This is a genomic window from Candidatus Methylomirabilota bacterium, from assembly GCA_003104975.1.
GTDB lineage: Bacteria > Methylomirabilota > Methylomirabilia > Methylomirabilales > Methylomirabilaceae > Methylomirabilis.
Window position 1 is genome coordinate 208,532 of the sequence record PQAM01000004.1, and the last position, 23,483, is coordinate 232,014.

18 protein-coding genes are annotated in these 23,483 nt (G+C 61.1%); 5 read left to right on the forward strand and 13 right to left on the reverse strand.

The window, feature by feature from the left end; all coding sequences use genetic code 11:
* Positions 1 to 27: 27 nt before the first annotated feature.
* The 13 genes from C3F12_02270 to C3F12_02330 all read right to left on the reverse strand — a co-directional run bounded on the left by C3F12_02270 (position 28) and on the right by C3F12_02330 (position 15,458).
* On the reverse strand, positions 28 to 1,479 hold the full coding sequence (locus tag C3F12_02270; GenBank protein ID PWB48604.1) for an NADH-quinone oxidoreductase subunit N: 1,452 nt from the start codon (positions 1,477 to 1,479) through the stop codon (positions 28 to 30).
* Positions 1,476 to 3,140: an NADH-quinone oxidoreductase subunit M gene (locus C3F12_02275; GenBank protein ID PWB48605.1), complete on the reverse strand. Its 1,665-nt coding sequence runs from the start codon at positions 3,138 to 3,140 to the stop codon at positions 1,476 to 1,478. Before C3F12_02275 ends, C3F12_02270 begins: the two co-directional genes overlap by 4 nt.
* A 226-nt stretch (positions 3,141 to 3,366) precedes the next feature.
* Entirely contained in the window at positions 3,367 to 5,406 is a 2,040-nt protein-coding gene (locus C3F12_02280; GenBank protein PWB48606.1) for an NADH-quinone oxidoreductase subunit L, read from the reverse strand.
* A gap of 55 nt (positions 5,407 to 5,461) precedes the next feature.
* Complete coding sequence (locus C3F12_02285; protein ID PWB48607.1) at positions 5,462 to 5,770, reverse strand: NADH-quinone oxidoreductase subunit NuoK; 309 nt, start codon at positions 5,768 to 5,770, stop codon at positions 5,462 to 5,464.
* A gap of 3 nt (positions 5,771 to 5,773) precedes the next feature.
* Entirely contained in the window at positions 5,774 to 6,277 is a 504-nt protein-coding gene (locus tag C3F12_02290; protein PWB48608.1) for an NADH-quinone oxidoreductase subunit J, read from the reverse strand.
* Positions 6,278 to 6,292: 15 nt separating this feature from the next.
* Positions 6,293 to 7,300, reverse strand: coding sequence for an NADH-quinone oxidoreductase subunit NuoH (locus C3F12_02295; protein PWB48609.1), 1,008 nt, complete (start codon positions 7,298 to 7,300; stop codon positions 6,293 to 6,295).
* Between the two features lie 108 nt (positions 7,301 to 7,408).
* Positions 7,409 to 8,542, reverse strand: a complete 1,134-nt coding sequence (locus C3F12_02300) for an NADH-quinone oxidoreductase subunit NuoD (GenBank protein PWB48610.1) — start codon at positions 8,540 to 8,542, stop codon at positions 7,409 to 7,411.
* Between the two features lie 27 nt (positions 8,543 to 8,569).
* Positions 8,570 to 9,034: an NADH-quinone oxidoreductase subunit C gene (locus C3F12_02305; GenBank protein PWB48611.1), complete on the reverse strand. Its 465-nt coding sequence runs from the start codon at positions 9,032 to 9,034 to the stop codon at positions 8,570 to 8,572.
* Positions 9,034 to 9,393 (reverse strand): NADH-quinone oxidoreductase subunit A, encoded by a 360-nt coding sequence (locus C3F12_02310; protein PWB48612.1) that lies wholly within the window; start codon positions 9,391 to 9,393, stop codon positions 9,034 to 9,036. Before C3F12_02310 ends, C3F12_02305 begins: the two co-directional genes overlap by 1 nt.
* Positions 9,394 to 9,907: 514 nt before the next feature.
* The gene (locus C3F12_02315) at positions 9,908 to 10,333 is read right to left on the reverse strand and encodes a cytochrome C (protein PWB48635.1); all 426 of its coding nucleotides are present in this window, start codon (positions 10,331 to 10,333) and stop codon (positions 9,908 to 9,910) included.
* 109 nt (positions 10,334 to 10,442) lie between these two features.
* Positions 10,443 to 11,738, reverse strand: coding sequence for a glutamate-1-semialdehyde-2,1-aminomutase (gene hemL, locus C3F12_02320; GenBank protein PWB48636.1), 1,296 nt, complete (start codon positions 11,736 to 11,738; stop codon positions 10,443 to 10,445).
* Between the two features lie 20 nt (positions 11,739 to 11,758).
* Positions 11,759 to 12,739 carry a porphobilinogen synthase gene (locus C3F12_02325; protein PWB48613.1) on the reverse strand — a complete coding sequence of 327 codons (981 nt, stop codon included), beginning with the start codon at positions 12,737 to 12,739 and terminating at the stop codon, positions 11,759 to 11,761.
* A 295-nt stretch (positions 12,740 to 13,034) separates the two neighbouring features.
* Positions 13,035 to 15,458, reverse strand: coding sequence for a hypothetical protein (locus tag C3F12_02330; protein ID PWB48614.1), 2,424 nt, complete (start codon positions 15,456 to 15,458; stop codon positions 13,035 to 13,037).
* A 224-nt stretch (positions 15,459 to 15,682) separates the two neighbouring features.
* Here C3F12_02330 and C3F12_02335 point away from each other — a divergent pair, with 224 nt between their 5' ends.
* The 5 genes from C3F12_02335 to C3F12_02355 all read left to right on the forward strand — a co-directional run bounded on the left by C3F12_02335 (position 15,683) and on the right by C3F12_02355 (position 23,334).
* Positions 15,683 to 18,010, forward strand: a complete 2,328-nt coding sequence (locus tag C3F12_02335; GenBank protein ID PWB48615.1) for a hypothetical protein — start codon at positions 15,683 to 15,685, stop codon at positions 18,008 to 18,010.
* Positions 18,011 to 18,273: 263 nt separating this feature from the next.
* Positions 18,274 to 18,921 (forward strand): hypothetical protein, encoded by a 648-nt coding sequence (locus C3F12_02340; GenBank protein ID PWB48616.1) that lies wholly within the window; start codon positions 18,274 to 18,276, stop codon positions 18,919 to 18,921.
* A 351-nt stretch (positions 18,922 to 19,272) separates the two neighbouring features.
* The gene (locus C3F12_02345; protein PWB48617.1) at positions 19,273 to 20,445 is read left to right on the forward strand and encodes a histidine kinase; all 1,173 of its coding nucleotides are present in this window, start codon (positions 19,273 to 19,275) and stop codon (positions 20,443 to 20,445) included.
* A 48-nt stretch (positions 20,446 to 20,493) separates the two neighbouring features.
* Positions 20,494 to 21,126 carry a DNA-binding response regulator gene (locus C3F12_02350; GenBank protein ID PWB48618.1) on the forward strand — a complete coding sequence of 211 codons (633 nt, stop codon included), beginning with the start codon at positions 20,494 to 20,496 and terminating at the stop codon, positions 21,124 to 21,126.
* 186 nt (positions 21,127 to 21,312) lie between these two features.
* Complete coding sequence (locus tag C3F12_02355) at positions 21,313 to 23,334, forward strand: TonB-dependent receptor (GenBank protein PWB48619.1); 2,022 nt, start codon at positions 21,313 to 21,315, stop codon at positions 23,332 to 23,334.
* Positions 23,335 to 23,483 lie beyond the last annotated feature (149 nt).

The window sequence follows — 23,483 nt, forward strand, 5'->3', positions numbered from 1 at the left end:
TAACACTCAACACTCAGCCACTCTCTCTTACCATAGGCCTACGACCGACGCCCTGGCCAACTCCAGGAAGGGACCCGGATAGATCCCGATCGCGAGGGTCGCGACCAGTGTGACCAACAGCGCCAGCCGCAGAGGCATGGAAGAGCTCAAGGTCAACCCTTGGGGCGGAAGATCGCGCATATACATCGCCACCGTCACCTTCATGTAGTAGAAGAGCGAGATGGCCGAGTTGATGACCGCGATGATCGCCAGCCACACATAGCCTCGTTCGATGGCGGCGCCGAACAGGTAGAACTTCCCGACAAAGCCGGCCGTCGGAGGGACGCCCGCCAAGGAGAGGAGAAAGATCAACATGACGGCGGCCGCCAGGGGGCTGCGCTGCGCCAGACCGGTAAAATCGTCGATACGCTCCCCCTTCACCTCCCCCACACAGAGTAGGATCACCATAGCAAAGGCGCCCAGCGTCATCAGCGCGTAGATCAAGGTATAGAGCAGAACGGCCGAGATCCCAAGCTCTCGCCCTGCCACCAATCCGATCAACAGGTAACCAATGTGAGCGATGGAACTGTAGGCGAGCATCCGCTTGATATTGCTCTGTGCGATCGCCACCACATTACCCACCGTCATCGTCAAGAGCGACAACAGGTAAAAGAGCAGCGTCCAGCGCTCCTGAAGATCCGGGATGGCGACCAGAAAGACCCGCAAGAGGATGGCGAGACCGGCCACCTCCGATGCGGCCGACAGCAGCGCAGCCACAGGGGTCGGGGCGCCTTCGTACACGTCCGGGATATACATGTGGAAGGGAACGGCGGCAATCTTGAATCCAAAGCCGGCCACCAGCATCACCATACCCAGAATGAGCGCCGGGTTCGAGATCGTATCCGCCGAGATCATCGAGGCGATCTCTCGCAGGCCGATAGTGCCGGTCAGCCCGTACAGCATCACGATGCCGTACAGCATGATCCCGGACGAAAATCCCCCCATCAGCAGGTATTTCAGGGCGGCCTCGCTGCTGCGCTGTTCCCGCTTCAAAAACCCGGCCAGGATGTAAATGCAAATCGACATCATCTCCAGGCCGATGTAGAGGATCAACAGGTCCACCGCGCTGACCATCAACATCATGCCCAGTGTGGCGAAGAGGATGAGCGGATAGAACTCGCCCTTGTCGATCCGCTCGCTCTTCAGGTATCCGATCGACATCATCAGGATCAACGCGGCTGAGATCAGAAACACGATCTTAAAAAAGAACGCGAACGGATCGCTGATATACTGGCCGTTGAAGGCCGATTCCATGGCCCCCCATTGGCCCATGAGGGTCGCGAAGGTGGCGACGACGCCCAGGATGCTGAGATACCCCAGCCAGTCGCGTCCGCCCGGAGGGGCGATAAAATCGAGCGTCAGGATCACCATGGTCACGAGGCTCAGGATCACCTCCGGCGAGGTCGTCGACAGATCGGCGATGTTGAATACTGGCGTCATCGGGTTCCTTCAATGTGGCCGGCCACAGCTCGCTTGATCGGAAGGACAGGCCCCTCATGATCAGAGTCGGCGGCGACCTCGACCTGGCCCGTAGCGGGTTCGGTCGACTGACTCAGGTACGGTTCAGCGACGGCGTCTTGTTTATGGACCCGCGCCAGGACGTAGTTGACGGATGCCTCTGTCCGGCTCAGGAAGGGGGACGGGTACAGGCCGATCCAGAAACACATAATGATAATCGGCACAAGGGTGCTGATCTCCCTGGCACTCAGGTCGGCTAGCGCCATATTCTTCGGGTTCTCCAAGGCCCCGAACATGGTCCGCTGAAACAGCCAGAGCATGTAGGCAGCGCCAAGGATGATCCCGGTCACGGCAAAGACGGCCCAGACATAATTGGCCTTGAAGGCGCCGACCAGAATTAAAAACTCTCCAATGAAACCATTCAATCCGGGGAGACCCATGGAAGAGAACATCACGATCGCGAACATGGTAGAGTAGACCGGCATCTGCTTCGACAGCCCGCCGAACTCCGAAATCTGCCTGGTATGTCGGCGGTCGTAGATCAGGCCGACGATCAGGAAGAGCGCGCCGGTCGACAGGCCGTGATTGATCATCTGGATGATACTGCCTTGAACCCCCTGAAAATTCAGCGCGAACATGCCCAACATCACGAATCCCATGTGGCTGACAGAACTGTAGGCGATCAACCGCTTCATGTCGACCTGGACCATGCAGACCAGCGCCCCGTAGATGATGGCGGTGATCGACAGGAACATGATCATCGGGACAAAGTGCTGGGTCGCCTCCGGCAGCATCGGCAGATTGAACCGGATGAAGCCGTACGTCCCCATCTTCAGCAGGACACCGGCCAGAATCACGCTGCCGGCGGTGGGGGCGTCAGTGTGGGCGTCAGGCAGCCACGTATGGAAGGGAAACAGGGGCACCTTGATAGCGAAGCCCAGGAAGAAGGCCAGCCAGACCAGATCCTGAAACGACAGCGGCAGGCCCAACAGTGTCACGACGGGTGTTGAGGGATAGGACACCTTCATCAACTCGAAGATATTGAAGGTGTAGGTCCCCGTCTCGGCGCCATGGTAGAAGTACACGGCCAAGATCCCCAACAACATAATGACGCCGCCAAACAACGTATATAGGAAAAACTTGATGGCCGAGTAGAGACGGCGATCGCTTCCCCAGATGCCGATGAGAAAGTACATCGGCACCAGCATCACCTCCCAGAAGATATAGAAGAGGAAGAAGTCGAGAGAGAAGAAGACGCCGAGCATGCCGGTCTCCAGCATCAGCATAAAGGCATAATACTCCTTCAACCTCATGCTCACCGATTCCCATGAACAAACGACCGTGATCACGGAGAGGAAGGTAGTCAGCATGACCAGCCACAGGGTGATCCCATCGAGGCCGAAGAAATAGGTCACACCAATGGAGGGAACCCAGGAGACCTTCTCGACGAACTGCATGTCGGCCGTCGCCGAATCAAAGTAGGCAGGAATCCAGAGCGATATCAAGAGGTCGGCGACCGTGAAGGCCAGGGCGGTCATGCGGATGGCGCCCTTCGACTCCTTCGGGAGCAGCGCGATCACGACGATCCCGGCGAGGGGCAGGTACGTCAACAGGGACAAGATCGGAAACTGAAGTGCATTCATGGAAACCGCAAACCTCCTGTCTCGGTTCTTACTAGTGTCCCGTTTCTGAAATTCGTTGCGTATTTGCGGACGTCATTCCGCCCCCGATCAGGTCGGGGGCCGCATCGCGGGCGCGAGCCGGAATCCAGGAAATACCGGGGGTTCTGGATTCCCGCTTGCGCGGGAATGACGACACAGAGAGCGCCGACTTCTTCATCGACCTTTTGACTGAGGACACTAGCGCCTCTTAGAGAAAGAGATAGAACACTACCATGCCAAGGATACCGACCGTCATGGCTAGAATATAGTTTTGAATCGCCCCGGTCTGCAGTCGCCGAAGGGTGAAACTTCCGCCTTGGATGACGTTCGCAATAGCGTTAACCAGACCGTCAACAATCTTGATGTCGTTCCAGGACGAGACCACGCTCAGCCGCATCGTCAGCCAACTGCTGCCGTTGACGGCGCCGTCGACAACCCGCGCGTCGACCCCCCACAGGAAACGGCAGAAGGCCTTGCCGAAATCGATAAAGATGGCCTCATACAGCTCGTCCACCCAATACTTATTCAGGAGCAGGTTGTAGAGACCCCGCAGTCTCTCGGCCAGCGCCGCCGGTATATCAGGCCGTTTGACGTAGAACAGATAGGCGAGACCGATCCCGGCCGCCGCCACGGCCAGCGACACCACGGCCATCACAAGCTCTGACGCGCCCGCCGCATGCCCGGCCGCCGCAGCAGCCGCTGCATGTCCGGCGCCCCCTTCCGCCGCATGCTCTACAGCCTCACCGACAACGTGCCCGGCGACCGCTTCTGATCCGTGAGCAGCCTCAAAGATAGGCGCAACGAATTTGTGGTAGAGCCCGTGATCCGGCGGGAACCCGAATACCACCCCGGCGACCACCGACAGCACGCCGAGCACCAACAAGGGATAGGCCATGTTCGGCGGCGATTCGTGCAGGTGATGGGCCGTGTGGTGATCACCGCGAAAATGCCCGGTGAAGACCTGGAAGAAGAGCCTGAACATATAAAAGGCCGTCATAAACGCACCGATCAGTCCCAGCAGATAGGGGATGGTCAGCCCACGCACGAAGGCGTTAAACAGGATCTCGTCCTTGGACCAGAAGCCCGCCAGGGGGAAGATACCGGCGTTGGCCAACGACGCCAGCAGAAAGGTCCAGGTCGTAATCGGCATCGCCTTCCAGAGGCCGCCCATCTTCCTGATATCCTGCTCGCCGTGCAGCGAATGAATGACCGATCCGGCACCGAGGAACAGGAGCGCCTTAAAGAAGGCGTGGGTGGCGAGGTGAAACACGGCCGATGGGTAGGCGGCCGCACCGGCGCCGAGGAACATGTAGCCGAGCTGAGAGATGGTGGAGTAGGCCACCACCTTCTTGATATCGTTCTGAACCAGCGCGATAGTGGCCGCGAAGACCGCGGTCAGCGCGCCGACCCAGGCTACCACCTCGAGGCTGAACGGGGCCAGGTTGAACAGGGCGTTCGACCGGGCCACCATATAGACCCCCGCGGTCACCATCGTAGCCGCATGGATCAGGGCCGAGACGGGAGTGGGACCCTCCATGGCATCAGGAAGCCAGACGTAGAGCGGAAGCTGGGCCGACTTACCGGTTGCCCCGACGAACAGGAGCAGCGTGATGGTAGTATAGATCCCGGCGCCCAGCGCGGGATCGACGGCCGCAAACACCTCGCTGTACTTGAGCGACCCGAAGGTGGTCCAGATAAGGAAGAGTCCGAGGATAAATCCGGCATCGCCGACCCGGTTGACGACAAACGCCTTCTTGCCGGCGTCACCGGCTGATGTTTTCTCATACCAGAAACCGATCAGCAGATACGAGCAGAGCCCGACCCCCTCCCACCCCAGAAACATCAGCAGGTAGTTGTTCGCCAGCACCAGCATCAGCATGGAGAACATAAACAGGTTGAGGTAGGTGAAGAAGCGGGCGTAGCCACGGTCGCCGTGCATGTAGCCGATCGAATAGACGTGGATAAGGAACCCGACGAAGGTGACCACCAGCATCATCACGGTCGACAGCGGGTCGACCAGGAATCCGACCGGTACCTTCAGGTCCCCGACCGCCAGCCACGGATAGACATCCCAATCGAGTGTCTCGCCGCCCAGCGCTCTGAAAAAGAGGATGAATGCGACGACACACGACAGGCCTGCGGCCGGAACGGCGATCAGGTGGGCCCGATCCTTAATCTTGGATCCGAACAGCCCGTTGATCAGCACCCCGATCAGCGGGAACAACGGCACAAGCGCAACCAGTTTCATACGAATCCGGGGGTTGGGGGTTGGGGGTTGGGGGTTACGAACATGAACGCTATGCCTACCATTTCATCAGGTTGATTTCGTCGACGTTGATGGTCTGGAAGTTCCGATACAAGCCCAGAACAATCGCAAGCCCCACCGCCGCCTCGGCCGCCGCCACGGTGATGACAAAGATGGCAAAGACCTGTCCCTGCAACAGCGGCTGGGGGAGATACCGGGAAAATGCGACAAAATTCAGATTGACCGCATTAAACATCAACTCGAGCGCCATCAGAACGCCGACGGCGTTGCGGCGGGTCAGGGCCCCGAACATCCCGATGGCAAACAGGATCGCGCTAAGAATCAGGTAGTACGACAGCGGTACCATGCGTCAATCCTTTCCACGTTCGCGCCGAGCGAGGATAATCGCACCCACCATGGCTGCCAGCAGCAGAAGCGAGACCACCTCAAACGGGAGCACATAGGTGGTCAGCAGGAGCGTCCCGAGTGAGGCGGTATTATCCGCCATCACCGCGGGCGCGACCGCCGCGGGAAAACCCTTCAGGCTGGCGAAGGCCATCAGACCGAAGATCGCCAGGACGACCAGCGCCGCAATCCCGACCTGCTCATTCATGATCTTGAGCCCTTTAGCCGAGATTCGACTGGTTAACATAATCGCGAAGAGCATGAGGATCGTGATCCCGCCGACGTACAGCAGCACCTGCGCGGCCGCCAGGAACTCGGCATCGAGCAGGATAAACAGCGCGGCGACGCCGAAGAAAGCAAAGACCAACGCGATGGCGCAATGCACCAGGTTTCTGGCCGAGACCACCAGAAGCGATGCGCCCACCGTAAAGGCCGCCACCAAGAAGAAGATGCCTTGTATCACAGTCACCGGCGCAACCCCACCCTACGGACCTTTCAGCACCAGAATCAATCCGGTGACCCCCATATTCAGAAAGGCCAGCGGCAACAGGAACTTCCATCCAAGATTCATCAGTTGATCGACCCGCAGCCTGGCCAGCGTCCAACGCAGCCACATCATCAGAAAGATGATGAAATAAGTCTTGAGCAGGAACCAGACCCACCCCGGTAACAGCGGCCCGTGCCATCCGCCCAGAAACAGCGTAGTGGCGATGGCTGAGACCACAAACATATTGGCGTACTCTGCCAGGAAGAAGATGGCAAATCGCATCCCGCTGTACTCGACGTGAAAGCCGGCCACCAGCTCCGACTCGGCCTCCGGGATGTCGAACGGCGTCCGGTTGCATTCGGCGATCGCCGCCGTCAGATAGATCAGAAAGCCGAGCAGTTGCGGGACGACAAACCACATCCCCTCCTGCGCCTCCACAATCCGGGTCATGCTCATCGAGCCGACCGTCATGATCACCCCGATCACCGAGACCACAAGGGGGACCTCGTAGCTGACCGCCTGCGCCGCCGAACGGACGGCGCCCAGGACCGAATACTTATTATTGGAGCTCCAGCCGGCCATGATGATTCCCACCACGGTTAGAGACGAGATCGAGATGTAGAACAGGACGCCGATGTTCAGGTCGCTCGCGATGAGACCAGGACCGAACGGGATAATGACAAATGCGGCGAGTGAGGCCGCAAAGACGACCATCGGCGCCAGGGCGAACACCACCCGGTCGGCCCCTGCCGGGATGATATCCTCCTTCAGGAGGAGCTTGATTCCGTCGGCGATGCTCTGGGCCCAACCGTGCCAGCCGCCGACCCGCATCGGCCCGAAACGGACCTGGATATGGGCGCTGATCTTCCGTTCCCACCAGACCATGAACATGACGGAGACGGCGGTAAAGATGAGCACCGCCGTGGCCACCGCCAGCAAGACGATCAACTGGGAGACGACCAGGGGCAGCCCCCACTCACTCAAGATATCGTAGACAGGTTCCATCAATCTTCCATGCTCATACAAGTTTCAAGTTTTCAGTGTTCAGTGTTAAGTGGTTCGTAGTGAAAACTTGTAACTGAAAACTGAACACTGAACACTGAACACTGTTTTTCAGCGGTCCACCTCGCCGAGCACAATATCGATGCTTCCCAGGATGGCCACGAGATCGGCGACAAGATAGCCCCTGCCGATCTCCGGCAGGACGCTCAGGTTGACAAAGGTCGGAGAGCGGACCTTGTACCGGTACGGCTTCTCCGAGCCGTCTGACACGATATAGAACCCCAGCTCGCCCCTGGGGGTCTCAACCCTGCTGTAGATGTCTCCGACCGGCGGCTTCAGCTTTTTCGGCATCTTGGCCATGACCTCGCCGGACGGCAGCCCTTGGAGGGCCTGTTCGATGATCTTCATACTCTCGTCCATCTCGATCCGTCTGACCATATAGCGGTCCCAGACGTCGCCGGAGGTCCCTACCGGAATCTCGAATTCGAAGCGATCATAAATGGAGTACGGATCGTTCCGGCGCAGATCCCACTTGATCCCGGAGCCGCGGAGCACCGGCCCGCTGATGGCATAGTTGATAGCCGTTTTGGGGTCGAGGATCCCGAGACCCTGCACCCGCTTTTGAAAGATAATGTTGTCGCTCATCAGGGCATCGTACTCCGGCAGGCGCGGCTTGAACCATTCCAGGAACGCCTTACAGTTACTGACGAAGGAATCGGGCAGGTCCATCGGCATCCCTCCGACCCGGTAGAAGGCGTAGTTCAGCCGCTGACCGCAGACCGATTCAAACAGGTCGAGGATCATTTCGCGTTCCCGGAAGCAGTACAAGAAGATGGTAAAGTTGCCCAGATCGAGACCGAAAGTCCCCAACCAGATCAGGTGACTGGCGATGCGCTGCAGCTCTCCCAGGATCACCCGCATATATTCGGCCCGCTCCGGCACCGCGACCCCGAGCAGCCGCTCCACTGTCAAGACGAAGCCCCAGTTGTTGTACATCGAGGCAAGATAGTCCAGTCGATCGGTATACGGAATAATCTGGGTAAAGATCCGGTTCTCGCCGATCTTTTCATGGCATCGGTGCAGGTAGCCGATGTACGGGACGACCTCGGTGACGATCTCGCCGTCCAGCTTCAGCAGGAGACGGAGCACCCCGTGGGTGCTGGGATGCTGAGGCCCCATGTTGACGTACATCTCCTCCATCGTCTCACGGGTGCGTTCAGCGATCTCTATCTCATGCGATTCCATCTCGACCTGCCTCAACAGATACCGTCCCTACACCGGCTCGTACGGAACCAGCCGTTCGTCCTGATAATCCTTGCGCAACGGATACCCGACCCAATCCTCAGACAGCAAGATCCGTCGCAGGTCGGGATGACCCTCAAAGCGGATGCCCATCATATCGAAGGCCTCCCGCTCGTGCCAGTCGGCCGTCCGCCACAGCGCCGCGACGCTTCTGATCATCGGGTCCTCGCGCGGAATCCGTACCCGCACCAGGACCTTCGTGGGCATCGACAGAGTGGAGATGTTGTAGACCACCTCAAACTCGCCGCTCGCAATCCTATCGACGGCGCTGAGGCAGTTGAGGTAATCGAACCCCATCCCCAGGAGCGCGACAAGGATCGCATAGCTTTTGTCCCGCTGGAGATCCATCCGGGCCTCGACACCCTTGACCTCCGACGCCTTGACCGCGTCGCCGAACTGTGACCTGATCGCTTCAAGCAGCTCGTCCGGCGTCATCAGACCCACTCCAGGGCGCCCTTACGCCAGGCATAGGCGAACCCGATCAGCAGGATGACAATGAAGAGCATCATCTCCACAAAGGCAAACATGCCCAACTTGCGGAAGACGACCGCCCACGGCAGGAGATAGATCGTCTCTACGGCGAAGACGACATAGACCAAGGCATACAGATAGTATCGGACGTGAACGCGGATCCACGAGGCCCCGACGGGGTCTTCGCCGCACTCGTACGTCGTGAACTTTTCCGGCTCGGGGTTAACCGGGCGCAGCAGTCGGGAGACGATATCGACATTGACCACAACAAACAGCAGTCCGACCACCAGAAAGACGCCTACCGCCGCATAATCCGCCGCCATCTCACCACCTACCTTCTACCTTCGATGTGCGCGTCCGACGTGGACGAGGCAGGCCTTACCGCCTGGCCTCACAGAGGGGATCGCCGGGTCTCTGATTCTATCCCGGCGACAAAAAAAATTGCCCCGCGCAGGGCATTATGTAGAGTGTGCCGACTGGTTGCTGCAGGGCCTTCCGGGATGTCCCAACTAACTTCGTGAAATTTCGCGCATACTAGCACACGCCCTATAGCCTGTCAAGGGGAAAAGCGTTGATGCGCAGCGCTATTGCCCTGTTTCTGAAATTCGTTGCATACTTGCGGACGTCATTCCGGCCAAGCCCGCATCGCGGGCGCGAGCCGGAATCCAGGAAATGACCGGAGCTCTGGATTCCCGCTTTCGCGGGAATGACGACACATGGGGCGTCGACTTCTTCATCGAACTTCTGACTCAGGACACTATTGTATCTTTTACGCCGCAACCCCTCGCCACCCTGGAGCTTTTTGCGTCGACGCAAGTACACCCCCGGGGGTAGCGTCTATTTGCGGGCCGCACCTGCGGGCTTGGTCGGCTCTGCTGACGCTTTACCTGCGGACTTGGTCGGGGCTGCCGGCGCCTTGGCTGCCGGCTTGGCCGGCTCTGGCGCGCTGTAAAAACCTTTAACGAAGGCCACCAGCTCCTTCAGCTCCGGGTCGGACATCTTCAGTCCATACGCGGGCATGCCCGTCGGGCCACCCGCCTTCAGTACCTGCAACAGGGCATCATCGGATCGTTTCTGCATATAGGCCGCATCGGTGAAGTTCGGCGTCTTCATCCAAAACATCGGCTTTGTCCGCCAGCCATCACCTTTACCGCTTGCACCGTGGCATGCGACACATTTCTCCTCCCAGGTCGCCCGAGCGCTGGACACCGCACCCTCGTTCCCCGCGCTGAAGGCGGGCGAGACCCCTACAACGAGCAACAGCAGAACCGCTAATAGCCAGTGGTAACGGAATTGGAACAGGACATCAGTACGCAACTCAACAGCCCTCCTTTAATGTGAGTGAAGAACGAATAACTCTGGTGATCAGACGTTAACGACCCCGAAGTGCAGCCAAGGCATCCCGTGCCGCCAGCAGGGTCGTCTCGACATCGGTGACGGCATGCGCATCGGACAGAAAGGCCGCCTCAAATTGCGACGGCGGCAGATAGACCCCCCGCTCAAGCATGGCCCAAAAGAACGCGGCATATCGATCGGTATCCGCACCCTTGGCCGTCGCATAATCGACGACAGGCCGGTCGACAAAGAAGGGGGTACACATCGAACCCACCCGTTGACACTGAAGCGCGATCCCCCCTTGTGCTGCCAGCTCTTGCAGTCCCGACTCCAGTTGGTTGCCTCTTGCCTCAAGCCGCTCGTAGAATCCGGGCTCGTCGAGCAGGCGAAGGGTCTCGATACCGGCCCGCATTGCCAGGGGGTTACCGGACAGGGTCCCGGCCTGATATACGGCCCCCAGCGGCGCGACCTGCTCCATGATGCTGCGCGGACCGCCGTAGGCACCCACCGGCAGACCGCCACCGATAATCTTGCCGAGACAGGTCAAATCCGGCTGTATGCCGTAGCGCGCCTGGGCGCCCCCTTTGCCCAACCGGAATCCGGTCATCACCTCGTCAAAGATCAGCAGCGAGCCGGACGCAGCGGTGATCTCCCGTAACGCTGTCAGAAATCCCGGCCGCGGCGGGACAACCCCCATATTGCCGACGACAGGCTCAACAATGACGCAGGCAATCTCTCGGCCCGCCGACTCGAACGCCGACCGGACGGCGTCAACATCATTATACGGCAGCGTCATCGTCAGATGGGCAAGGTCCGACGGAACGCCGAGGCTGTCCGGCACACCGAAGGTCATGGCGCCCGATCCGGCCTTGACCAGCAGACTGTCGGCGTGGCCGTGGTAGCACCCCTCGAACTTGACGATCCGGTTGCGTTTTGTCGCCCCGCGGGCCAGTCGGATGGCGCTCATCGTCGCCTCGGTTCCGGAGTTCACAAACCGAACCAGCTCGATGGAGGGGATCGCCTCGACCACCATGCGGGCCAGCGTGGTCTCCCAGACTGTCGGCGCGCCGTAGCTCACGCCCTGGGCTGCCGCTTCCTGGATCGCCTTGACGACGGCAGGGTGGGCATGGCCGACAATCATCGGCCCCCAGGAGCCGACGTAGTCGATATAGCTGGAGCCATCAACGTCATACAGGCGACAACCCTGGGCCCGCTCGACCACCACCGGGTTCCCGCCTACCGCTCGGAACGCCCGAACAGGGCTGTTGACCCCTCCAGGCAGCAGGCGCGCCGCCTCTTCAAAGTACGCCCTCGAACGTGGGCCGGTCTGCATGCGAGCGATCGATGGGCCGATCACGCCTTGCTCTCCAACAAGCGCGCAGCCTCCTTGGCGGCATAGGTCAGGATCAGGTCGGCGCCGGCCCGCTTGATCGACGTCAGCGTCTCCAGCAACACCCGCTCTTCGTCGATCCACCCCAGTCGCCCGGCCGCCTTCAACATGGCGTACTCGCCGCTGACATGATAGGCCGCAACCGGCCCGCCGAACTCCTCCTTAACCCGCCAGAGGATATCCAGATACGGCAAGGCCGGCTTGACCATCACAATGTCCGCCCCCTCCTCCAGGTCGAGTCCGACCTCTCGCAGCGCCTCATCGCTGTTCGCCGGATCCATCTGATAGGTGCGGCGATCACCAAATTGCGGCGCCGAGGCGGCCGCATCACGAAACGGCCCATAGAAGGCACTCGCATACTTGGCCGAATAGGCCATGATCGGCGTATCCTCGAAACCCTCTTCATCCAGCGTCTCGCGGATGGCCGATACCCGGCCATCCATCATGTCCGACGGCGCCACGATGTCGGCCCCCGCCTCAGCATGGGAGAGCGCCGCCCTGGCCAGCAGTTCCAGGGTGGGATCGTTTTTGACCTGGCCCCGTTCGACCACCCCGCAGTGACCATGGCTGGTATATTCACAGAGACAGACATCGGTGATCACCAGCAGATCCGAGACGGTGTCCTTGATTGCCCGTACGGCCTGTTGAACGATCCCATCCTCTGCGTAGGCCTCCGAGCCGACGGCATCCTTCGCGGCCGGAATCCCGAACAGGATGATCCCGGGGATTCCCATCGCCGCCGTCTCTTTTGCCTCTTTGGCCAGCTCATCCACCGACAGTTGATAGCAGCCCGGCATGGGGCCGATCTCCTGGCGGACGCCGCGACCGTGAACGACGAAAAGCGGCTGGATCAGGTCGTCAAGATGCAGGTGGGTTTCCCGTACCAGCCGGCGAAGGGTCTCATTCTGACGCAGGCGGCGTGGCCGAAATACCGGGTAGTACATCATTCCTCCTCGAAAGGGCTGGTCGCACCAGTGCAGTGTATCGGAAATCGCTTAACCCTTAATCCCGTTCGGGCTGAGCCCGTCGAAGCCCAGTTTATGCACCCTTCGACAAGCCTGTCCTGAGCATGCCAACCGTCTCCTTCGACAGGCTCAGGACGAACGGTTGGCATGTCGAAGGGCTCAGGGCGAACGGAACGTGTCAAGAAACCTGGATACACTATCCTTTGCTGATACCAAGTATGCCCTCTCTCATGCCGGTCATTCTACCTGTCCCACCCGTCCCGGTCAACTGTCTTCAGCGCCGAAGATACCTGGCGCCCCGCTCCGGAGGCGGCGGGGCGCCACCGGTCAGCAGATCGAAGAAGAATTCCACGCTGTCCTCCGAGCCGCCGACCCCCGACTCAAACGCGCGATTGCGACGATTAACAAAATGAATGCCCGCCATCCAACAGCAGGTGGCGTAGGTGAGAACCACATTATTCTCCAGACTGGTACCCCGGCGGGGATCGTAGCGCCCGTAGTAGTTGATGGCGACGTTCTTGATCGGCGTGAGCAACAACCGGCCGATGATGCCCGAGGTCTTTCGATCGCGAAACGGTCCCTCCTCCTGATCGGCCGTATCGCCGCCGCGGATAAAGGAGTGGGCCAACTCCAACCGTCCATACTCCGGGTAGGTGAGTCGAACGCCGGCCTCGATTGCATCAATCCGATTGCGCTCCGTATTGATTGCGGTCACCCCATAGAAGCCCAGATGCTGCAAGGGAGAGGCGCGGAGGTCGGCCACCAGGTTGGAGAACCGCCGCTCACGCACCCGCGAGAAACCCGTACGGCCGGCCGGCTCTCGGCTGGCCTCGCGGACCGCCTGATCGATCCGTTCCGGTGTCAGCGCATTCAAAAAGAGGTCGGAGAAGGTTCGCGTCTGGGGATTGAGGTTGACGCTCTGACCGATCGAAAAGGAGACCAGTTCGTGGGTGCGGATGGCGCCGTCGGCCTCCTTGAACTTGGTCAGCAGGCGGTTGGTCAGGGAGTAGGTGATCCGGTTCTGCGGGCTGATGTAGTCGACGCTGTCGAACTGCGGGATCTTTCGCTGATTCCCGGCGGTCACGTACCAATAGCTGAGTCGCGGCTCGAGCAGATGAACCAGCCGATTGACCCGCGCCCCCGCCACATCGAAATTACGGAAGAATCGGGCCGTCAGCTCGTTTCGAGCCTCAAACAGCTCCCGGCTGGTCCCGCCCCCTCCACCGCGGTGCTTCGTGTAGGCGGTCTCGCGAAAGCCGATCGACGGCGTCATGGCGGCAAAGGTCGCCAGCCGCCACGGCAGCAACAATCGTGGAAACAGATCGGTCCGGCCGCTGTCCGGCGTCTCTTTCCGCTGTAGATAGGTCCCGGAGGCTCGTCCCTCCAGCAGGATGGGCGAGCCGAAGAGTCGCTGCGGAGAGGCAAAGAAGTTAACCTCAGGGGCGCGGCTCAGGCGACTGTCCCGGGTATCAGGATTCAGGGTACGGCTGTCGTCCAACCGAAGCTCAAGACCGTACTGCTGCCACATCTGGGTGAGAAAGACGCGCGCGTCAGTAAAGCTCGCCGTCCTCGTCTCCGGGGGGGAGTCGGCAAATGCCCGGCGGAATACCCGGTCGCTGACGTAGTTGATATCGGCCTTCAGGCTGAGCCGTGGGTCGAGTTGCTGATCGTGCCGGGCGGTCAGGGTCGCCCGCACCTCATTTCGCCTTTCACTCTCCCGATCCTTCATGATCCGACCGTCCACAAACCCGCTGGCTTCCGGCCCTAACACGTACCGATAGCTGGCCTGGCCTTCAGGGCCCCGCTTGCTCCTGTAGGCGCCGGTCAGGGTGAGATCCTGGGACTCATCGATGGCCCAGAAGAACGGCTGCTTAAACGTAAACCCTGACCGACCGCCGGTGCCGATGCTGGGAATCAGGAAACCGGTGCGACGCGGCCCTACGGGGTACAGGATATACGGGGCGTACAGAGAGGGGATACCGCGAACCCAGAACGATGCCGACTTCGCCTCCAGGTACTCATCCACTTCGAGCAACGCCTCTTTGGCGTGGATCTCCCAATCGACGCCGCCCGGCTCGGGTTGACAGATACGGCAGGTCGTGAAACTGCCGTCAACCAGCCGATACCGGCGGTCACCCTCCTTGTGGACCTCGATCCCTTGAAAGGTGGTGGCGGGCGGGATCGCGCCCCTGGCCTGATACATGACACCCGTATTGGTGCGATAGTGGTATTCGAGACGATCGCCGTCCAGACGGCTTTTCCCATCGATGAGTTGCACCCTCCCCCTCGCCCGGATGACCTGTTGGGCCTCATCGGCCTCAACCTCATCGGCATTGAGGATGCGATTCTCCATCAGGATGCGGACGTCACCCCTTGCAATGGTCAGCTTGTCGCGCTCGCGGCGCTCGATCTCGTTCGCCTCGATCCGGACAGCCGATTTGAGCGTATCGATGGTATCGAGGAGGCCACGGGACCCTGACTCCTGGGCCGACCCTTCGGCTTGGCTCAGGGCAGGGGCCGCCGGCATGAGAAAAGGGGAGGCAAAGACGAAGAGCACTGACAACGTAGCTGCGAGGTAGCGTGGCATCGACAAAGACCTCGTGAGGGCGCCGAAAGACCTTACCGATATCAATGCGCAATGCCTTTGCCTTATATCAGAGGACCGCACTGAAGGCAAGAGGTTTCGCAGACGCCGCATGGTTGCCTCCTGCCTGTAAGACAACCACCGACAGCGGACAAGGGCAAAATCTGTCACAAGAATCGGACCGGTGCCGACATACGCTGCCGCCGTAAGGGGTTACCTTGTCTCCAGAGGGTTGACGACCCCCCGGGACGCGTCAGGAGAGGAGGTGAAGATTGATAATGCAGCGCGAAGGGGGAAGACATGATGCGAGAGTAGCCAGGTAAATAAAAGGAGTAGAAATGATCATGATAAGGATGAAAAGACATCGTTTCAGTACGTTCGTGGCGCTGGCGGTCTTGTTCGTATTCGCCGGCGCTGTTCCATCGGCGCACGCCGTCCTTGAACGGGTCGGCCCCATAAACAGCGCTCCGTCGGTGGGCAGCTACCCGGCGTGGTACCAGGACACGACCGGCCTCACGCTGGAGTTCTGCGACCCGAAGAACGCGGACGAGGTGGCCGGCGGCTGGTGCCTGCTGCTCCCCGCCGACGTTCCTGCCCCGCCTGAGGCGTTCCCGGCCAACTTCGCCGACGAGCACTTCTGGTTCGCGGCCGATGCGATCATCGCACCCCCTGGTAATCCTGGGTTACGAGCCATTCTGGTCCTGGCGCTGGAAGCGGCCTTTGCCGGAGCGGTCGAGCCGGGAGGCCAGATAGCCTTCTCGCGCATCCGGGTCAGGCTCGACCCGGTGCCCGTGAACGGGACCTACCGGTTCATCCATCCCTACGGCCAGGAGCTGATCGTCGGGGCCGCGGGTGACCGGATCTTTTTCACCGATGACGTGGGCCTCGCGCCGGGCAGCTTCACGGAGGCCATGACCGGACGCCTGGGTCCGTTCCTCCTGCCCTCGCTCACCCCGGGCGGCGCTGAACTGGCCGCCGTCACAGGCCCGGTTCCTCCAGGCTTGCTCTACATCGCCGATCCCGGCCGCCTCGGGCCGGTCACCGGCAGCACGTTGCCTGACTTCGTTGCATGTCCCTCCAGCGCGCCCTGTGATCTGGCAACGGGCGGGGTGTTGAAAAATCACAATATCTACCGGATCGAAGGTCCGGTCGGCTCGAACCTTAGCGGCTCGGGGGCCGATTTCATCGAGACCACCGACTTTGCCCTGATGGGCCGGATCTTCCAGGGGACGATTGCCGGTCGCGCCGTTGTAGACCGGGCAAGTTACGCCCGCTCCGCCGCCACCGGCAACAAGGTGGATGTCTACGCCACCGGCAGCTCGACCCTCCCGGGGCGGTTGCCCGGAACTCCGCCCGGGGCCCCGTCCTTCCCGACACTCGCGTACTTTGACACGACCTGCACCCCCACCCTGGATGTGAACGGCAACTCCGGACCGCCCTTCAGCGCGCCGGTGGGCGGCGTCGCCAATTCGATGAGTCGCAGCGGCAGTCACTACTTCGCCCAAAGTCTACCTCCGACCCTCCCGGCAGAGATCTGCTTCCAGGTGAGCATGGACCTCCAGCCGCCGACCTTCACCCCGGTGGCGCTTGGGGACCAGGTCTTCATCACCGAGGCGCTCTATGATGTGACGAACCAGAGCCTGTCGGTCAGGGCGAGCTCCAGCGATCAGGTCGTCGCGCAAACCTTGACCGTGGATGGTCTCGGCGTCATCGATCCCGCGAGCGGCCAGCTCCTGGCCACTCTGGTGGCCGCGCCTCCGGAAAAGGTGACGGTGTTGTCGTCTGCCCGCGGCATGAACCAGCTCCAGGTAAGCACGGGCGCCACTGCGCCAAACAATCCGCCCGTGGCCGTCAACGATAGCTTTGCGGCGACGGCGAACATCGCGGCGACGCTCCCCGTCCTGGCCAACGACACCGACCCGGATGGGAATCCCCTCGCCGTGGCCAATCTGTCGGCGGTGACGCCTGCAGGGGCGACCGCGACGGTCGTAGGCACTGCCGTCAGCTTTACCGCGACGGCGGCCGGGAGCTACAGCTTCACCTACCAGGCGCAGGATACCTTTGGGGCGCTGTCCAACACCGCCACGGTCACAGTGACGGTGACCGCGCCGGCCAACAATCCGCCCGTGGCCGTCAACGATAGCTTTGCGGCGACGGCGAACATCGCGGCGACGCTCTCCGTCCTGGCCAACGACACCGACCCGGATGGGAATCCCCTCGCCGTGGCCAATCTGTCGGCGGTGACGCCTGCCGGCCTCGCGACCGCGACGGTCTCGGGCAATACGGTGAGCTTTACCTCGATTGCGGAGGGGAGCTACAGCTTCACCTACCAGGCGCGGGATACCGCTGGGGCGCTGTCCAACACCGCCACAGTAACGGTCACGGTCAACCCGACGGTGGCGGAGACGCTCAGCATCAACAGGGCCCTGTATATTTCGAATACACGGTACCGCGTAGAAGGCCAAATCCTCCCGTTCCTGGGCCAGACGATCAGGCTTCAGGTCCTCAGCGGCGCCACCGTGGTCCGCACCGACACGATCATCCCACGTGCCGACGGTAAATGGCTGATCGACCGGCTGGGCGTGGCGCTGCCCGCCGGACCTCTGACGGTCAGGGCCATCTCGTCGAACGGCACCGTGGCGACGGCAACGCTGATCAGGCAGTAGCCGGCACCTCGCAGTCAGTCGTTCCCGGGAGCCGGTAAGATCGCCGGCTCCCGGGTCACCCGGCCGGCGGAGAAGCCCGGTAGTTTCTGCGCTCCGCCGGCCGGTTTTCCAGATAGTGTCCCACAAATACCTTGATCATCCGTTCGTGGTGAGCCTGTCGAACCATGAACGGAACCCATTGCAATACGTCACCCTTCGACAGGCTCAGAGTGAATGGAACGGGTAAACGAAATGACGAATCAGCGCACGAAGGAGGTAAGCAGATGAGGTCGAAACAGATGTTGAAGACGGTATTGATGCTGGTCGTGCTGGGGCTGGGCGGATTCGCACTCCCCGACTGGGTCGCAGCACATGGAGGGCATGACAATGACGGCGAGATCAAGGGGGTAGCGGCCGGCCTGCCCGATGGGGGCATTAGCGTGCCCCTCGCAGTGGACGCGGACCCGGTAGAGTTTCAGGTCACCTTCGGCAGCCCGTCGATCGCGTTTCCGGTGATCCTCACCTCGGCCACCCTGGTGGAGATCGACGAAGGCCTCCTTTCCGCGACGCTGAGCAATGGCGATGCGGTAGAGGTCAAGGGCTCGATCAACCCCGACGGAAAACTCCTGCTGGATGAGCTCAAGCTGGAGGACTTCCTCGAAGTCGAAATCGATGCGTTCATTACAAGCATCCCTGGGGGTACCCTGGCACTTCCCTTGGCCCCTGGGTCTCCGGCCGTCTCCGTTCAGTTCGCTCTCGTCGTCTCTGGTACGACCTTTTCCATGACCATCACACCGGAGACTCAGGTCAAGGAGGGCCCCTTCCTGCTGACCGAAGGGGCCAGGGTGGAGTTCGATGCACTCTTGCGGAATGGCGAGTTGCAGGTGCATAAGATTGAGTTGGAGGACGAGGAGGAATTCGAGCACGATTAAGCGTCGTTGACGTCTCGCAGCAAGCAGAGAACGGCTGGGGTTCGCAGGTCCGCCCCAGCCGTTCCTGTTTCTGAAGTGTGCAGTTTTTTCCTGTCGTTATTGCCCGGTCCAGCCCCACACCAGCTCCCGTGGCGCTGATGCTCACCAACTGCTCCTACCGCCAATACCGCGACACCTGTATGGCGATCGACGATTCGAGAGGCCGCAATCGCAATTGACAATCGTCGGATTCGTGCCTACACTAATGGCCGTACGGGAGTCGGTTGCAGAAGGCACGTCTGAGTTGCGACCTCAATCGGCTGCGATGACCGGCGAGACGACGTCGTCTCCACAAGCAAAACCGACAAGGCTATGACAGTCCAGCGAGACCAGGATACGGCGCATAACACGCGCCAGGAACGGCCTGAAGCGCACGCCGCTGATCGGGCGACCGTTGACGGTGTGTTGCAGGCCGACGTCGTCGCACGCGAAGGAACGGCCCTACTGGAGCTTCCGACTGTCATTACCCAGGCGGCGGATAGTGTGGTCATCACCGACCGCGAGGGCGCCATCGAGTACGTCAATCCCGCCTTTGAAGCCTGCACCGGCTATACCCTGCAGGAGGTCAAAGGCTACACGCCGAGAAAGGTGAAATCGGGCCTGCACGATCAATCGTTCTATGAACTGCTGTGGGCGACGATCCTTGCCGGCAAACCCTTCCGCGCCGTATTCATCAATCGGAAGAAGGATGGGTCGCTGTATTACGACGATAAGACCATTACCCCCCTCAAAGACCACGCAGGTCAGATCACGCATTTCGTGTCGGCCGGACGCGACGTCACCCAACGCATCCAGGCAGAGGAGCAGCTTCGCGACTCGCGGGAGCAGCTTCGCGCGCTTGCAGCGTATCTGGAATCGGTACGAGAGGAAGAGCGGACCCGAATCTCCCGTCAGATTCACGATGAACTGGGACAGATGTTAACCGCATTGAAGATCGACCTGTCCTGGATGGCCGCGAAGCTCTCTGCCGACCAGGCAGCCCTGTTGGAGCGGATGCAGGTGATGGGGCGGCTTGTCGACACGGCGATCCGATCGACGCAGCGGATCTCGACGGAGTTGCGGCCAAGCATCCTGGATCACCTGGGGTTGGTGGCCGCCGTTGAATGGCAGGCCCGGGAGTTTCAGACCCGGACCGGAATAGGGTGCCGGGTAAGCGCCGATCTGGCCGAGTTCGAGCCGGATCCGGAGGTCTCAACGACGCTCTTTCGGATCCTTCAGGAAACCCTCACCAATATCATCCGGCATGCCCACGCAACCGTCGCCGACATCAGCCTGGGCCTGGACCAGGACCGTCTCGTTCTGGCGGTCGTCGATAACGGCCGGGGTATTACGGAACCGGAGATTGCCGACAGGCGCTCGCTTGGACTGCTGGGCATGCGCGAACGCGCACTGCTCCTCGGGGGAGAGGTCGCTATTACCGGTCGTCCCGGAGGCGGCACCGCCGTCAGGGTCACCATCCCACTCACGCAGCCGTGTCGACGGTAGCGTGGAACTGCCCGTATACACGGCTGACGCCATGACGGAGGGAGGGGCGTGATACGCGTCGTCATCGCGGACGATCACGCGGTGGTTCGTCACGGGTTGGTTCGCATCCTCAGTGAGGAACACGATATGGCGGTCGTCGGCGAGGCCGGCAACGGCCAGGAGCTGCTCTCAATGGTTCGCAACCGGCGGTGCGATGCGGTCATCGTCGACATCTCCATGCCGGGAACGAGTGGGCTGGAGGCCCTGCAGGAGATAAAACAGGAACACCCGCGCCTGCCTGTTCTGGTATTGAGCATGTATCCGGAGGATCAGTTTGCGGTTCGGGCCTTCAAAAAGGGGGCCTCGGCCTATATGACCAAAGACAGCGCCAGAGAGGAGCTGGTCCAGGCGATCCGAAAGGTCGTGAGCGGAGGACGGTACGTGAGCCCGGGTCTGGCCGAGAAACTGGCCGTTCACCTGGCATCCGATACCGAAAGGCCGCCGCATGAAGCGCTGTCCGACCGCGAGCATCAGGTGCTGTGCAGGATCGCAGCCGGGAAAACACTCACGGAGATCGGCTCCGAACTCTCGCTCAGTGTCAAGACCGTCAGTACCTATCGGGGCAGGATTCTCGAGAAGATGTCGATGAAGACCAACGCTGAACTGACCCGATATGCGCTCCAGAATCGACTGATCGACTAGGGCGCGGTAAACCGCGCCCCTACCCCGCGCTTCCGCCTCCCGCCTCCCGCCTCACGCCTTCCGCCTCCCGCCTTCCGCCTCCCGCCTTCCGCCTCCCGCCGTTTACACTTGAAGGCCTGCGCTGTTTGTCCTATTATCAGCCATATTCGGCTCCGCATTCAAACCTTCGTGCAGGACGGAGGGACCATGAAGACGCGCATCCGGGCCGCGCTGTTGCCGTTGCTGCTCATCGTCGGGTGGGCGGCAATCCCCGCCCAGGCCCAGTCACCCCTGCCGCCGGACCTCACCGAGCTCACCCTCGAGCAACTGATGAAGATCAAGGTGACCACCGTCTCCAGGCGGGAGGAGATCCTCTTCAATACGCCGGCGGCGACCTACGTGATCACGGGCGAAGAGATCCGCCGCGCAGGCGTGCGGAGCATCCCCGAGGCGTTGCGCATGGCGCCCGGGGTTGACGTGGCGCAACTCGACGCCAACAAGTGGGCCATCTCGATCCGCGGGTTCAACGGCCGCTTCTCGAACAAGCTGCTGGTCCTCATCGACGGCCGGAGTGTCTACACCCCCCTCTTCGCCGGGGTCTTCTGGGACGTGCAGGATACCCTGCTCGAAGATATCGACCGCATCGAGGTCATCCGCGGTCCGGGCGGGACCCTGTGGGGCGCCAATGCGGTCAACGGCGTGATCAATATCATCACCAAGAAGGCCAGCGTGACACAGGGTGGATACGTCGAAGGCGGCGGCGGCACAGAAGAGCGGGGATTCGGGAGCCTCCGCTACGGCGGTCAGTTTGCGGAAGGGGGCTTCTACCGGGCTTACGCGAAGTATTTCAGGCGTGACCGGTTCATCACCCCGGCCGGTCGGGACGGCGCCGACGATTGGGAGGCCTATAGGGGCGGCTTCCGCACCGACTGGGACCTCTCGGCCGCTGACAGCCTCACCGTGCAGGGCGACATCTATCGGGGCACGTACGGCCAGACCACGACCATCCCGTCGCTCTTCCCCCCCTTCTCCGAGACCTCCGAGCCCACCAATACCTTTTCGGGGGGCAACCTGCTGGCTCGATGGCGGCATCGCCTGTCGGAGAGATCGGAGACGATTCTGCAACTCTATTACGACAGGACCCATCGGAACGAAGACGTCTTCCGTGAAGATCGGGACACCGTCGACCTCGACTTTCAGCATCGGTTCGGTCTCGGGGCCCGTCACGATGTCATATGGGGCATCGATGCGCGACTGTCATTCGACGACATCGAGGGCAGTCCCGCCATCTCGTTTACCAGGTCCAATCGCATGTTCCACCGCGTCGGCGGCTACATTCAGGACCGGATCGCCCTGATCCCTGATCGGCTGTATCTGACGCTGGGCACAAAGGTCGAGCATGCGCTTTTCTCCGGGGCTCAGGTGCAGCCGAGTGCCAGACTGCTCTGGACGCCCGCCGACGGACACGCGGTCTGGGCGGCCGTCTCTCGCGCCGTCCGAACCCCATCCCGGGGCGAGGTGGATGTTCTAACCAATGCACTCGCCCTTCCCCCCGGTCCGGGTGGGCTCCCGACAGTCCTCCGCGTTGCCGGCAGCAACGACTTCGGGTCCGAGGAGCTGATCGCGTCGGAGCTTGGCTACCGGGTCAAACCGACCGACTGGGTCATGATCGACCTCGCCGCGTTTTACAACATCTATAACAACCTCCGGACCACCGAGCCGGGCGTCCCGTTCCCCGGTTCCGGCCCTGTCCCGCCGCACATCGTGGTCCCGCTCCGGGTTGACAACAAGATGAGCGGCCACACCGTCGGCGTCGAGATCGCCACCACCTGGAGTCCCGTCAGCTTCTGGAAACTGCAGCTCAACTATTCGTTTCTCGACATCCACCTGGATCCCGACCCGACCAGTCGCGATACCGTCTCAAAGACCGACGAGGGACTGAGCCCCCGGCACCGGGTCCAGCTCCTGTCACATCTGAATCTGCCCTGGCACCTGCAGTTCGACACGGCGGCCTACTTTGTGGACCGGCTTCCGACGTTCGATCTCCGTCGCTACCTTCGGCTGGACGTTCGCCTCGGCTGGCGTCCGACGCCGGCGTTCGAGATCGGTCTGGTCGGCCAGAACCTACTGGAGGGGTCGCATCAGGAGTTCGGCACGATCCTTGGCGACATCATCAACACCACCAGAGTGCAACGAGGCGGATTTGTGTACGCCACCTGGCGATTCTGATGACACCGCATGTGTCTTCGATGCGCCCATGGGTATGAGCGTCAGCATCCCGCATCCCCTCACCTTCATCCTCTCCCCAGAGGGGAGAGGAGATATTTTTTACCCCTCGCCCCCTTTTGGGGGAGAGGGCGAGGGTGAGGGGGACTTTC